This is a genomic window from Roseivirga sp. UBA1976 (assembly GCF_002336325.1).
Taxonomy (GTDB): domain Bacteria; phylum Bacteroidota; class Bacteroidia; order Cytophagales; family Cyclobacteriaceae; genus Roseivirga; species Roseivirga thermotolerans.
The window spans coordinates 1-13,504 of record NZ_DDDQ01000025.1; the positions used below are offsets into that span (position 1 = coordinate 1).

Here is a 13,504-nt window from a genome sequence, read left to right on the forward strand (position 1 = left end):
TCGGTTCCATCGGTAAAGATGACCACCGCGCTTGAGGCTATCTGATCCTGATTACGGGTTTGAGAGAGTTTTTGAGCGGCTACTTGAATGCCCTGAATCACCGCTCCGTATAAGTTGGTGGAGTTATCAGAACTCATTTGTGCATTTATTCTATCTATGGCAGCTTTAAGCGTGGCGCTATTATTAGAAGAAGCCTGCAGTTGCTTAATATTGGCGGCTCCATCGAACCACCAAATTTCCATTTTAATGGCCTGAGCAGATGGCGATCCTTCAGCAGGAACCACTTCATCGATAAAGCTCTTAGCTGCCGACTTGAGGCCGCTTAAATTCTCTCCACCCAGCACACTACCACTAAGGTCTAGCAGCAGAGTAATATGGTAATCGAACACCTGTTCATTGGGCTGAATTTTGCGCGTAGCTTCGAACTCAGAAATCTGCGCCCCATTTTCAAAAATGGTAAAGTCACTCTCTTTTAAGCCCGCCACGCCATTACCGGCATTGTCTTGTACTCTAAAGAACACCGATACGTTGGAGGGGAGGTTGACAAACTGATCTTCAATAGTTACCATCAGGCCCGTGTCAGTGTCGTCTTTGTTGCCACAGCCGAGTAATATCATGAACATACCAAGGGCTAGGGTAGATATTTTAAGGATTGAGTTTTTCATCTTCTTAGGTTAGTGGTTTATCGCAAGAACTGAGAAACTAATAGCCGTATTGTGTCGTTGACGGCATAAATCATTTATTTTTGCGGGCAGATTAAAATCAGCAATATGAAGACAACTACCACGTTACTAGGAGATTATGAGTTTGAGTCGGTAAACCCCAACGGAAATAAAGTGCTGTTGGACATGCGACCTGCCGAAGAAAAGCAGGGGCAATCACCTACCGAACTGTTACTATCGGCTCTATCGGGTTGTGCTTCAGTAGATTTGGTTCAGATGCTTAAGAAACGCAAACGGACTGTAAATGGCCTTAAAGTAGAGGCGGAGGGAACCCGAAGAGAAGAGCATCCCAGAGCGTTTACTCATATTAAGCTTACCTTTATTCTCCAGTCGCCCGATGCTACCCAGGAGGAATTTGAAAAACTGGGTCATATGGCAGCTACAAAGTACTGCTCCGTAGCAGGCACACTCAACTGTCAGGTAGACCACTTCTTTGAAATCGTAAGGGATTAAGCTTTGGCTTTTTCTAAGCCGGGCTTTGCCAAGCCGTACTCTATAAGTTGAGCCAATAGGTGACCTTAATAACCAATGCCCGGTTTTTATTTCTGAAATCGTCAGGGAAGTAATTATCGGTATAGGCTATAAACACGTCAGAAACCGGCTTAAAGCGCCATTGAATTCTGGAGTTTATGTTCAGGTTATCGATCTGATTGTTGTATTGAATAAAGGTTGTCCAAAAAAGCTTTTTGGTAAAAGTAATATCGAACCTTGGGCCTATCAGAAACAGATCTGCACTACCGTAGGGTTCGGGTAGTCTAATACGGTTGTAGTTAAAATTCATGGTTACAAGCCCGTAAGGTAAAACCCGGTAATTAAGGTTTCCACCAAGCCCTAGCCTGTTTCCATTATAGTAGCCTCCGGCATTGGCAAATACTGTCAGATAAAATGGCTTTCGGGTATCTCCAGAAAAGAAGGCCTCCACATTGGTATACTCGTAGTCAGTATCGGCCGGTAACCTTTCATTATTATTTCGGGTGGGGTCAAAAGCTCTAAAAAGATAAATGTAGCTTCGATTTACAGAAAGCCTGATGTTGCTGGTGTTCAACATGGCCAGTTCCAGTCCTAATGAAACTTGCGAGTCTGTGGTGCCATTGGTGTCGTTGGTATAAACCTCCGTTTCAATACCGGGACTAATGCGTTGAATAGCTCCTGAGTTGGGATAGAAATTCTTTCGGAGACTCAGAGCGCCACGCTCGTAATTGTTTCGTCTGGCAAAGCCGACTTCCGGATTGTATCCGTTGCCCACCTTTTGAGCCAAACCTTCAATTTGCCAGTTAATGGTAGAGTAGAGCAGGTTGGCCGAAGCCGCAAACGAGTTTTGTGAATCATCTTTTTCGAAAGTTCTGTGATAAAAGAATTTTCCGTTCAGTGAATTATCGGCCGATGCCAGATTGTAATCCAGGCCAACCACGCGATTGAACTGATTGAAGCTTGTGTTGCTCTTATTGGCAAGGTCTTGTTTGTTCACAAAAATGAGCCCTACGTTAGAGCGATTAAAAACCTTGCGCTGAAGGGCCGTAACCGTATAATTAATCTGAGGAAGGTCAATGTCGTTGATAGCAGCAGCTTGCATATTGAGCACCCCCAGCCTCCAGTTATTGTTGAGCTTGCCACTTAGACGCGCACCAAAGTTTATCTTGTTTTGCACATTTACCCCAGTATTTTCATCGCGGCTTACACCTATTCTTCTGGAGAAAAAAGGCCTGAGTCCATCGGCACCAAACTCTGAAAATAAGTCAGCGTTTTCCAGAAAAAACTGTCTTCGCTCCGGAAAAAATATTTCGAACCTGTCCAGGTTGGTCACTTGCCGATCTACCTCTACCTGAGAAAAATCGGGGTTTACCGTTATATCCAGATTAAGTGCAGGGCCCAGAGCCACTTTTGCGTCAAATCCGGCATCAAAGCTCGATTCAGTACTTCGCGGTATTTGTTGCTGATCATCGCGGTTTAAATACCCTCCTTCCTTGATGGTGTTGCCCGATACATAAGGGATAACCGAAACATTGGCTCCCGGTTTTTTGGGGGCTTTATCCCAAACGAGTTTGCCTGTGTGAGCCAATGAATACAGGGCAAAATTACGCGGTACAGGGTTCCATATACTCCGCTCACCAGTGTGCGAGTCTATTCTGTATGAGTTGATGTTCCAAACCAGATTTCCTTCTTTGTACCGTATGCTTTTAAAGGGAATGGCCATCTCTACCATCCAATACCCCTCGTGTTGAGTAGCTTCACCATACCATTTGTTTTCCCAATCGAGCGAGAGGTTGCCCCGCTGGGCTCCACCATTCGAAACCAACCCTTCACGTCTAACTCCAAAGGGGTTAATGCCAAACTGAAAGGCATTGGTCAAATCATCGAACGTATCGAAAGCAATGGTGAACATATCATTGCCTGCTCCGCGAAAATCTCTTCTAAGCGAAGGGGTTACATAAGTGGCATCATCCGGAGCATACAGCTTGGCTCCTACATAAATAAAGCGGTCGTCATAGGTAAACATTAGCTCGGTTTGCGAAGAGGCCCGATTGGTATCGGTAGGGAAATTCAGCCAATAGTCACTACCTTTTTCGGCCTGAGTCCAGCTGTCTTCATTGAGCAAACCATCTATTTTTATGGGGTCTATAGCCTCTTTTATGTGAATGGTTTTAGGTTCCTGCCCCAAGAGTATTTTTGAGAAAATGAGCAGTATAAATGTGGTAATTACTAGTTTAGACATAGAAAAAATTAGCTCAACATTAAGACATGCCAACGAAAACTGAAAGTTAGTTTTCACGTTTCTGATGAGCGGCTTAACATTTTGTTTTTTGATTGTTTTACTTCGACCTTCACTTGCATGAGAGTAGTAAGAGAATTTTTAGATAAACCATGTAAAGTGACCGTGTTTTCGTGGAATGGTAAGTATATCATTAAACTGGAGCATGGCCCATTTGAGCAGACCTTTAAAGTGAGTGAGTTTGATATGTTGGAAGAAGAGATTGAAGGCTTGTTGAATGATGATTTTTTTAACGATGCAATGAATCGGTTCGATGCAATGGGCCGTTCATTAAAAAATGCCTTGAATGCTTAATTTCGGCATCCATTGTAGTTTACACCTTAACCCAATATGATTTTTGCCCTAATCCTTTCAGGAGCAGTCATTATTGTTTTGGCCATACTTCTTTTTCGCCAAATCAGGGAGAAGAAGAAAATGATGATTGAGCGCAACCTGAATCAGAGACAAAAGGCTGCGCTTAAGCAATCGCTGGAGATGCTTATGGAGCATTCTTCAGACTTTTATTTTCGTTACAATCGGCAGGGGTATGTCAACTACGCTTCCAGCAATGTGGAACGTCTGTTAGGTTATGCCAAAAGCGATGGCGATGTGCATTTCAAAGACCTGATCACCGATAATCCCATTAATCAAACCGTTTTCAGGCATATCGATGACTTATTCAAGCTCAACTTCGACATTATAAAGCCCTACTTTCTGGAGATCTACGACAATTATGGAGATCGGCACATGCTTGAAATTTTTGAAACTCCTCATATCGATGATCATGGCAATGTAAGCTATGTAAACGCTATTGCGCGAGACCTCACGGGCATGTATAAGGCCGAAATGGGGCTTAAGGAAAGCGAAAGACAACAATCGCTAATTCTCGATGCCATTCCCGATCCCATGTTCATGATTGACAGAGAGCTACGCTACATGGATTATAAAATTGGCAATGAGGAAGATTTGTGGTACAGGCCCAGTGAGTTTTTGGGTAAACGCATTCGCGATGTAATTCCCAGTCCGCTCAATTATGCTTTTGAAGAAGCCTGCCAGAAAGCTTTTGACTCCGGGAAATTGCAAACCCTTGAATACGATTTTGGCGAAGGCGAATCGCAGCGTTTTTTCGAAGGCCGGGTCATTAAACTCAATGAGAGCCGTCTACTGGTTATTTCGCGCGATATATCTTCTAGCAAAAGGCTGGAGAAAGAGCTCCGAAAGGCTAAAGAGGCTGCAGAATCGGCCGCTCAGGCAAAGAGTAACTTTTTGGCTACCATGAGCCACGAAATCCGAACCCCCATGAATGGGGTGGTAGGGATGATAAGCCTGCTTTCGGAAACTGAAATGAGCGAAGAGCAAAAAGAGTATGTGGAAACCATACAGGCTAGCAGCGATACCCTGCTTAGAATTATCAACGATATTCTGGACTATTCCAGAATAGAATCGGGCAAGCTGGCTTTTGAAGAAAACCTGTTTTACCTCAAAAAAGTGATTGATGATTCCATAGGGTTGGTAAGGTTCGAAGCCAGAAAAAAAGGGATAATTATCAACTCCATGGTCGATGAGAGCGTGCCTAATTTCATCAGAACAGACAGAGGCAGGTTGCGTCAGATTTTGCTAAACCTGCTATCCAATGCGGTAAAGTTCACAGAGCACGGTTCCATCATTCTTTCGGTTCAGGCACTGGAAACGACCGAGAGGCATGTAGAGCTTCTGTTTAAGGTGAAGGATACAGGTATTGGTATTCCGCAAAACAAATTGAACAACCTCTTCAAAGAGTTTACACAGGTCGATTCTTCACATTCCCGCAAATTTGGAGGAACAGGCCTAGGTTTGGCCATAGTCAAGCGTTTGGTAAAAATGCTTCATGGTAAAGTTACTGTGGAGAGCGAAGTGGGAGTGGGTACTACCTTTTCTTTTTCCATCAGGGCCAAGTTGGCCGGTAAGGTTTCGGCCAAAGAGCAAATGGAAAACCCCGATGTGAAAATGGTTGAATCTACCGAAGAGTATATTGCTGAAGATTACCCATTACAAATTCTACTGGCCGAAGACAATGCCATAAACCGTAAGCTCTCCATGCTGTTTATGGAGCGTATGGGCTATATACCCGATGTGGCTACCGATGGCCTGGAGGTAATCAAAAAAGTAAAGGAGAAAAAATACGACCTGATTCTTCTGGATATAGCCATGCCTAAAATGGATGGTTATCAGGTGGTTGAGATAATCAACAATCTGGACGAAGAGCAAAGACCTCTAATCATAGGAGTTTCGGCCAACGCTTTTAAAGGAGATATTGAGCGTGCTTTGGCAGCCGGTATGACCGCCTACCTGGTTAAACCCATTAAATTCAACGATCTCAGAGAAAAACTCATTGAAGGTTACAAGGTGATTCAAGAGGCAAAAGCTTAATTTTGCCGCATGAATTATTTCGTCACGGCCATTGGTACCGACAGTGGTAAGACATTGGTGTCGGCCATTCTGACCGAAGCCTTGCAAGCCGACTACTGGAAGCCTATACAGGCCGGATTACCTGCAGATACAGACCGGGTGAAGGAGTTAGTGAAGAATAACAAAAGCCGGTTTCATCAGGAGACCTTTCAATTAAAAACTCCGGCATCGCCTCATGCGGCAGCCCAGTTCGAACATTTGGAAATTGAACTGACGGACTTTATGCTACCAGGCGTAAATAACCGACTGGTGGTGGAAGGAGCGGGAGGAGTATTGGTACCCATTAATCAGCAAAATTTTGTAATTGAGTTGGCCAGGCAGTTAGATCTGGAAATAATTTTGGTGGCCAATCTCTATCTAGGGAGCATCAACCATACCTTGCTTACGGCCGATTTTCTGAAAAGGAATAACTACAAAGTGAAGGGCTTAATTTTTAATGGAGAGAGCAACCCTGAAAGTGAGCAAATTATAGAAAAACACACCGGTTGGCCGGTGTTGCTTCGCCTGCCAAAGTTGGGTTTAATTAATGAAGAAACGGTAAGCTACTGGGCCGAACAACTGAAGATGAATTGGTATGAATGATTGGCTAAGCAGAGATAGAGAGAGCATATGGCACCCGTTTACACCCCTCAAGGGTATGACCCGCCCGGAGATGTTGGAAAAGGCCGAAGGTGTTTACTTATACACCCATGAGGGTAAAAAGATTATGGATGTGATATCGTCATGGTGGGTCAATTTGCATGGTCATAGCCATCCATACCTGGCAAAAGCCATTGCCCGACAGGCAGAGCAGTTGGAGCATGTAATTTTTGCCGGGTTTACCCATGAACCTGCCATTCGGTTGGCTGAGCGTTTGTTGGATATACTGCCTCAAAATCAGTCGAAAATCTTCTTCTCAGACAATGGAAGCACAGCCACAGAGGTGGGCATTAAAATGGCCTTTCAGTTTTTCTACAATCAGGGAATTGAAAAGAAGAAAATAATAGCCATAGATGGTGCCTACCATGGCGATACATTCGGGGCAATGTCAGTAGGAGACAGGGGCGCCTTTACAGCTCCTTTCGATCCATATTTGTTCGATGTGGAGTTTATTGACTTTCCGGACCAAGACAGCGAAGACCAAGTGTTGCAACAGTTTGAATTGTTGGTGGCCGGGGGAGAGGTGGCTGCTTTTATCTTCGAACCTTTGGTACAGGGAGCTTCAGGCATGCGCTTCTACAGCGAGCGGTGGTTGAATAGCGCCATGGAAATAGCACAGCGCCATGGGGTGGTGTGTATTGCCGATGAGGTAATGACGGGGTTCGGCCGATTGGGGAGCTTGTTTGCGGCCGATCGTTTGCAGCACAAGCCTGATATCATATGCCTGTCTAAAGGACTGACCGGTGGAGTATTGCCCATGGGAGTAACCTCTTGTACCCAGGCCATTCAGGAGGCCTACAAGAGCGATGATCTCATGAAAACATTTTTTCATGGACACTCTTTTACGGGCAACCCAATAATTTGTGCGGTAGCCAACGCTTCGCTAGACTTGCTCTTAACTCCGGAGTGTGAAGCCAACCGCCAACGAATAGCCCAAAAGCATCAGGAGTTTATGCACCGAATTAAGGGGCACAGCATGGTAAGAAATGCCCGAACCATAGGCACCATTCTGGCCTTCGACTTAAACACAGAAAGAGACAGCTCTTATTTTAATGAGGCGAGGCATCACCTTTATCCTTACTTTATAGAAAAGGGTTTACTCATCAGACCGTTAGGCAATGTTATTTACCTTATTCCTCCATACATTATTACCAACGATGAGCTGGATAGGGTATATGAAACTATTGCTGAGTTTCTGGAGCTATACCCCACGTTGAAATCAAGGATTTGAGTTGTCTATAATTCCTTTTACATAGATGCCGTCATCTTCCAAAAAGTATTCCTCTTCTGTATAGTTGCCGGAAACAGCGGTCATTTTAAAGGAAAGGTGCCAGCTTCCGTTGTTACGCTTTTTGCCCGTAACCTCTACCGAATTAAAACGGAAAGCTTCAAAACCACAGTAGCAGGAGCGAGTATAATAAACTTCAATGTCTGAGCCTTCGCCAATATCGTTGGTATCGAATTCAAACGCTGTTAAATTTTTTGGTACCTCAACCCAAAAAACTTCGGCCACCTCATCATCAGCAATATCCGGATCATCGGGGTGAACAATTACAAACCTGAAAACTATTTTGTTGCCGGGAGTCCAGTTTACATACATACCCACATTTTCTTCAGGAGGGCTCACTTCCGATTGCTCATAAAAATAGCGAGTTACGCTTCCCGGATTTTCACTATTACAGGCTGCCAAAAGCAAAACAGAGAGTAGACCAAACAGCTTCTTCATGGCTTTCTTTTTTTGTTTGTTGACACCCTTTGAAGCTTTTGGGTTGTAAAGCAAGCAAACATTTAATGGCCGAAGTAGCTCGGCAGGTTGTCTAAAATGTCTTTAGACATTTCGTCTATGTTAAAGTCAGGTTGCCAGTTCCAGTCTGCTCTTGCCGCAGAGTCGTCAATGCTATTGGGCCATGAGTCGGCAATTTTCTGACGAAAATCAGGAGCATATTGAATGGCAAATTCAGGAATAAACTTGCGAATAGAATCTGCCAATTGAGCAGGAGTAAATGAAAAGGCCGAAACGTTATAGCTCGATCTTACTTTTACCTGCTCTGCCGGTGCTTCCATAAGGCCTATGGTAGCTTTAATGGCATCGGGCATATACATCATGGGCAATGCGGTGTTTTCAGACAAGAAACATTTGAATGTTTCGCCAGCCAACGCCTTATGGTAAATGTCTACCGCATAGTCGGTTGTACCACCACCGGGCAAAGACTTGTAGCCAATGAGTCCGGGGTATCGCAACGACCGAACATCTACTCCATATTTCTGAAAATAATACTCGCACCAACGCTCACCGGCCTGCTTGCTAATTCCATACACCGTATTGGGATCCATTACGGTATGTTGGGGAGTCATGTCTACCGGGGTAGAAGGTCCAAAAACAGCAATTGAACTTGGCCAGTACACTTTCTTTAGGCCCTTCTCTTTGGCCAGATCAAGTACATTCAACAGGCCGCTCATATTCAGGTTCCAGGCCCACTGTGGGTTTTCTTCGCCTTTGGCACTGAGTATGGCGGCCAGATGATAGACCTGCGTAATCTGGTGTTTGTCAGTAATTTCGCCCAGTTGCTGGGCATTCATTACGTCTAGTTTTTCGAAAGGAAGATGTTTTATGGATGCGCTTGGAGAAGAAATGTCTGAAGCCACCACATTGTTTTCACCAAACATTTCGGCCAACGTCAACGTGAGTTCTGAACCTAATTGCCCGCTGGCACCTATCACCAATACTTTATCCATTTCTATTTTTCGTTTGCGCTGCAATATTAATTAATAGGTATAAGATGCAAAACGTTTGCATGACCAAAGGTGATTGGAATCTGCTGTGTATATTTGGCCAACCATGGAACATCCGGATTTTAAAACCTACCTGAAACAGAAAAAGATAGACCCTAAATCTTTTGCTTCTGCCGAAATGGAAAGGTTTATGGAGCTCAAGAAAGTGTTCGATCTGGTACATCCTAATAGTTTCACGGCACAAAAATTATTTCTTATCAATGCCATAAGAAGAAAATATCCTTTGCAGGAGGAGAAGGAAGTTGCCGTAGCCAGAAAGCCCATGGCCAAACCAAAGATTGTAAAACCTAAAACGAATTAATATGTACAACACCCTCAAACCTAAGCTCGAGGCAGAGCTGGAATCGATAAAGGAAGCAGGACTGTTTAAGAAAGAAAGAATTATTGTTACTCCTCAGGCGGCCGACATAAAAACGGCCGATGGTCGGGAGGTGATTAACTTCTGTGCTAACAACTACCTGGGGCTTTCTTCTCACCCCAAAGTGGTTGAAGCCGCCAAAAAAGCCATCGACACCCATGGGTTCGGAATGTCATCGGTGCGTTTTATCTGTGGTACTCAAGACATTCACAAGGAGTTGGAGAAAAAGATATCTGAGTTTTTGGGTACTGAGGATACTATCCTTTACGCTGCCGCTTTCGATGCTAATGGTGGTGTGTTCGAGCCTCTGCTGGGGCCTGAAGATGCCATTATCTCGGATGCTCTAAACCATGCTTCGATTATAGATGGTGTGAGGTTGTGTAAGGCAATGCGTTTCCGCTATCAGCACAACGATATGGCCGACCTGGAAAAGCAACTACAACAGGCCAAAGATCAGGGAGCCAAAGAAATGGTTATTGTAACCGATGGGGTGTTCTCTATGGACGGTACCATTGCGCAATTGGATAAAATTTGTGATTTGGCCGATAAATATGGGGCGTTGGTAATGACAGACGAGTGTCACTCTACCGGATTTATGGGAAAAACAGGTCGTGGAGTTCACGAATATAGAAACTGCATGGATCGGGTAGATATTATTACCGGTACGTTAGGTAAAGCTCTTGGCGGTGCCAGTGGAGGTTTTACTTCCGGAAAGAAGGAGATCATTGAAATTCTAAGACAGCGATCGCGCCCTTATTTGTTTTCTAATACCTTGGCACCTTCTATCGTGGGGGCTTCAATAGCCGTATTCGATATGCTCTCAGAGACTACCGAGCTCAGAGACAAGCTGGAAGAAAACACCAAGTATTTCAGAGAGAAAATGACGGCTGCCGGTTTCGATATAAAGCCGGGCGAACACGCCATTGTTCCGGTAATGCTCTACGATGCTCCCCTGGCACAGAAAATGGCCGATGCACTGCTAGAAAAAGGTATTTATGTGATAGGCTTCTTCTATCCGGTTGTGCCTAAAGGACAAGCGCGTATTAGGGTTCAGGTTTCTGCAGGGCATGAACGACACCATTTGGACAAAGCCATAGCAGCCTTTACGGAGGTAGGAAAGGAGCTTGGAGTAATTTAAGAGACTAAAACATTATAGTCTGGCAAAGCTTAACTGCCCGGAGGTACCCAGTATCACCGGGCAGTCTTTTTTAAGGCGTTTCTGAAGAAATAGCTATTTTATGAAATGATTCAGAACCCCCTCTACATACTCACCGTGCTGTGTGGTTTGATTTTTATCAGTGAATGGCTCACTAAAAATACCTTCTTAAAACACCTTAGCGGTCCGTTGCTGGTTATTATTCTGGGAGCATTGCTGGCCAATCTGGGGCTTATCCCTTCGGCTTCTAATGCAAGTCCGGTGTACGATTCTATTTTTAAGTACGTGGCTCCTGCCAGTATTTTTTACCTGTTACTGGGGGTAAACCTAAAGGAACTAAAGAAAGCAGGCTTGCCCATGCTGTTGGCTTTTGTGCTGGGTGCGGCAGGAACTACCCTGGGAGTATTGGTTTCTCTCAACCTTATAGATTATCAGGAGGTTTTTGGGAAGAATTATGCCGCTATTGCGGGAATGATGACCGGGACATATACCGGAGGGAGTGCCAACTTCAATGCAGTAGCTCTGCACTATGATGTGGTAAGGGAAGGAGCTATATATACCGGTATTGTGGTAGCCGATAATATTGTAACCGCCCTCTGGATGCTCGTAACCCTTAGTTTGCCGGCCCTAATGGCTCGGTGGAAACCACATAAACCCTTGCAAATGAATTTGAGGGGAGATATAGACCAGTATACTGAGCGAGAACATGTGGGGCCACTACGGCTCGGTTTAATGCTTTTTATTGGCCTGGCGGCTATGTTGCTGTCCAACCAGTTGGCCGAGCTCTCCGGTGTGCCATCTGTGTTAGTACTTACTACAATAGCCCTCGTCTTGGCCCAACTAAAAGTCATTCAGCAGATTCCCGGAGCAAAGTTACTGGGAATGTTTGCCGTATATCTTTTTCTGGTTGTTGTAGGGGCTTTTTGCGAACTCACCGCATTGGTGCAAGTAGGAGAGCATGCTGTCAGTATTTTGTTGTTTACGGTGGTCATTGTTCTGGTGCATGGCCTCTTTCTAATACTCATGGGGTTAGTGCTTAGAACAGATTGGTGCGTAATAGCCATAGCTTCACAAGCCAATATTGGTGGTGCCAGTACGGCCCTGGCTCTGGCTAAGAGCTTTAAGCGAAACGATTTGCTGCTACCGGCTATCTTAGCAGGATCCCTGGGCACAGGGCTGGGCACTTATTTGGGCTTTTTAGTGGCAGGGCTGGTTTAAAACCGGTGGTTACTCTATAATCTCAAATATCATTCGAATGCCAACAGCTGTGGAGGGACCTTCGTAGGTAAACGACCGGGTAAAGACTTTGCCGGTGTTGGGGTCGCTCCAGCTGCCTCCCATAGCTACTCCTTTTGTAGAAGTCATCTCAGCCACATTGCCAAACACATTGAAAAAACCAATGTCTTCGGCCGATTGGTGATACACCGGTTTCAGATGTTTGCTGGAATTCATTAGATCACTTTTAGAAAGCTTAAAAGAAGACTCATTGGTTTTGGCAATTTTCGCTAACTGTTTGAGCATTCGTTTGTCCTGAATTAGAAAGCGAATTCGTGCCCATTCATTTTCGGTGGGTAGCCTGAACTTAAACTTCTTTGGAAAAGCCTCTCGCTCATTTTTGCTCAGTTCATTCAGGTATTTTTCCATAGCCTCAGTACGCCATTCTGCAAAACTAACCGCTTGTTCAAAGCTAATGCCCATTATGGGCATTAGAGCCAGGTCGTCTGAACCAATGAATTTATTTTTGAGTTCTTCGGCCGTGGTACCTTCAAAAACCGTGGTCCAGAGTTCATAGTCGGGTTCTGCGGCCATAAACTCATCGCTGTCCCTGCCATAGGTCTCGGCTAGTGAGGCCATATAGTCTTTGTACACAAACGCGGGTACCTCAGAAATATCGATGCACAGTCTGGAATTAATAGGTAACGTGTTAGAAGCGCAGAGATATTCAGTGTCTTGCTTACCACAGTTGTAGCAGCTGGTGTCGGGGGCCTTAAAAAATACCAGAAAAGGTAGTAGCCAAAGAATATAAGCTTTCATGAACAGGACTTAAACAACTGTTGAATTTATGCTATTCAGTGAATAATAGAAAATCACTGTTCTTCATGCTCAAAAAGAGCGAAGACTGCCCCAGCCGGATCTTTAATGAAACAGTATTTACCGTATCCGGGCATATGCTTTACTTCTGTAAGCAATTGGCCACCATTAGAGGCAACCGCTTTAGTGCTTTCATCTATATTTTCTACATTGATGTAGAGCATCCATTGTGATGGAATATGCGCATTTGGGCCTTTTTTATGACATATGCCTGTTTTAGGTTCACCATCCAGCGTCATGTTATAATCGTTATAGTCGCCCATCGATACGGGCTGCGGCTCCCAACCTACTACCTTAGCATAAAAATCTTTTACTTCTTCGGCATTTTCTACTGTAAGGTCGAACCAGCCTATGTGTCCGGCTTTTTTATTCATGGTTTTTTCTTTTCAAGTTAACCATCTTTAGCCCGGTACAGATCATACTTTGGTATGAATTTGTGAGTGAGGTGTCTGATCTAATGACTACCAGCCCATTCTTTCTTTTAGCCGTAGTATGTGATGCAGGTGATGTTCGCTATGCCAGGCGTAGAGGCCTATAACTTCCTTTAA

General features: G+C 44.5%; 14 protein-coding genes. 8 read left to right on the forward strand and 6 right to left on the reverse strand.

The window, feature by feature from the left end; all coding sequences use genetic code 11:
- Positions 1–665, reverse strand: a 665-nt coding sequence (locus B3763_RS02165; RefSeq protein ID WP_286743165.1) for a VWA domain-containing protein, incomplete at its 3' end; no start/stop codon positions are given.
- A gap of 105 nt (positions 666–770) precedes the next feature.
- On the opposite strand from B3763_RS02165, the gene B3763_RS02170 reads away from it, so the two are divergent.
- Positions 771–1,175: an OsmC family protein gene (locus B3763_RS02170; protein WP_286743166.1), complete on the forward strand. Its 405-nt coding sequence runs from the start codon at positions 771–773 to the stop codon at positions 1,173–1,175.
- 40 nt (positions 1,176–1,215) lie between these two features.
- On the opposite strand, the gene B3763_RS02175 is transcribed toward B3763_RS02170, so the two are convergent.
- Complete coding sequence (locus B3763_RS02175; RefSeq protein ID WP_286743168.1) at positions 1,216–3,435, reverse strand: DUF5916 domain-containing protein; 2,220 nt, start codon at positions 3,433–3,435, stop codon at positions 1,216–1,218.
- A gap of 117 nt (positions 3,436–3,552) precedes the next feature.
- On the opposite strand from B3763_RS02175, the gene B3763_RS02180 reads away from it, so the two are divergent.
- From B3763_RS02180 to bioA, 4 genes are read left to right on the forward strand one after another with little or no spacing between them, the layout of a single operon-like run.
- Positions 3,553–3,786: a hypothetical protein gene (locus B3763_RS02180; RefSeq protein ID WP_189629417.1), complete on the forward strand. Its 234-nt coding sequence runs from the start codon at positions 3,553–3,555 to the stop codon at positions 3,784–3,786.
- A 36-nt stretch (positions 3,787–3,822) separates the two neighbouring features.
- Positions 3,823–5,880: an ATP-binding protein gene (locus B3763_RS02185; RefSeq protein WP_286743170.1), complete on the forward strand. Its 2,058-nt coding sequence runs from the start codon at positions 3,823–3,825 to the stop codon at positions 5,878–5,880.
- A 9-nt stretch (positions 5,881–5,889) separates the two neighbouring features.
- Entirely contained in the window at positions 5,890–6,501 is a 612-nt protein-coding gene (bioD, locus tag B3763_RS02190; protein ID WP_286743171.1) for a dethiobiotin synthase, read from the forward strand.
- Complete coding sequence (bioA, locus tag B3763_RS02195; RefSeq protein WP_286743172.1) at positions 6,494–7,789, forward strand: adenosylmethionine--8-amino-7-oxononanoate transaminase; 1,296 nt, start codon at positions 6,494–6,496, stop codon at positions 7,787–7,789. Before bioD ends, bioA begins: the two co-directional genes overlap by 8 nt.
- On the opposite strand, the gene B3763_RS02200 is transcribed toward bioA, so the two are convergent.
- The gene (locus tag B3763_RS02200) at positions 7,778–8,284 is read right to left on the reverse strand and encodes a hypothetical protein (protein ID WP_286743174.1); all 507 of its coding nucleotides are present in this window, start codon (positions 8,282–8,284) and stop codon (positions 7,778–7,780) included. The genes bioA and B3763_RS02200 overlap by 12 nt on opposite strands.
- A 62-nt stretch (positions 8,285–8,346) precedes the next feature.
- The gene (locus B3763_RS02205; RefSeq protein ID WP_286743175.1) at positions 8,347–9,294 is read right to left on the reverse strand and encodes an NAD-dependent epimerase/dehydratase family protein; all 948 of its coding nucleotides are present in this window, start codon (positions 9,292–9,294) and stop codon (positions 8,347–8,349) included.
- Positions 9,295–9,397: 103 nt separating this feature from the next.
- Here B3763_RS02205 and B3763_RS02210 point away from each other — a divergent pair, with 103 nt between their 5' ends.
- From B3763_RS02210 to B3763_RS02220, 3 genes are all read left to right on the forward strand, one after another.
- The gene (locus B3763_RS02210) at positions 9,398–9,652 is read left to right on the forward strand and encodes a hypothetical protein (protein WP_348655170.1); all 255 of its coding nucleotides are present in this window, start codon (positions 9,398–9,400) and stop codon (positions 9,650–9,652) included.
- A 1-nt stretch (position 9,653) separates the two neighbouring features.
- On the forward strand, positions 9,654–10,847 hold the full coding sequence (gene kbl, locus B3763_RS02215; protein WP_189629423.1) for a glycine C-acetyltransferase: 1,194 nt from the start codon (positions 9,654–9,656) through the stop codon (positions 10,845–10,847).
- A gap of 105 nt (positions 10,848–10,952) precedes the next feature.
- The gene (locus B3763_RS02220; protein WP_286743177.1) at positions 10,953–12,083 is read left to right on the forward strand and encodes a DUF819 domain-containing protein; all 1,131 of its coding nucleotides are present in this window, start codon (positions 10,953–10,955) and stop codon (positions 12,081–12,083) included.
- Between the two features lie 9 nt (positions 12,084–12,092).
- On the opposite strand, the gene B3763_RS02225 is transcribed toward B3763_RS02220, so the two are convergent.
- Both B3763_RS02225 and B3763_RS02230 read right to left on the reverse strand, forming a co-directional pair.
- Complete coding sequence (locus B3763_RS02225) at positions 12,093–12,899, reverse strand: SUMF1/EgtB/PvdO family nonheme iron enzyme (protein ID WP_286743179.1); 807 nt, start codon at positions 12,897–12,899, stop codon at positions 12,093–12,095.
- Positions 12,900–12,952: 53 nt separating this feature from the next.
- Positions 12,953–13,330 (reverse strand): VOC family protein, encoded by a 378-nt coding sequence (locus tag B3763_RS02230; protein WP_189629426.1) that lies wholly within the window; start codon positions 13,328–13,330, stop codon positions 12,953–12,955.
- Between the last annotated feature and the right edge of the window lie 174 nt (positions 13,331–13,504).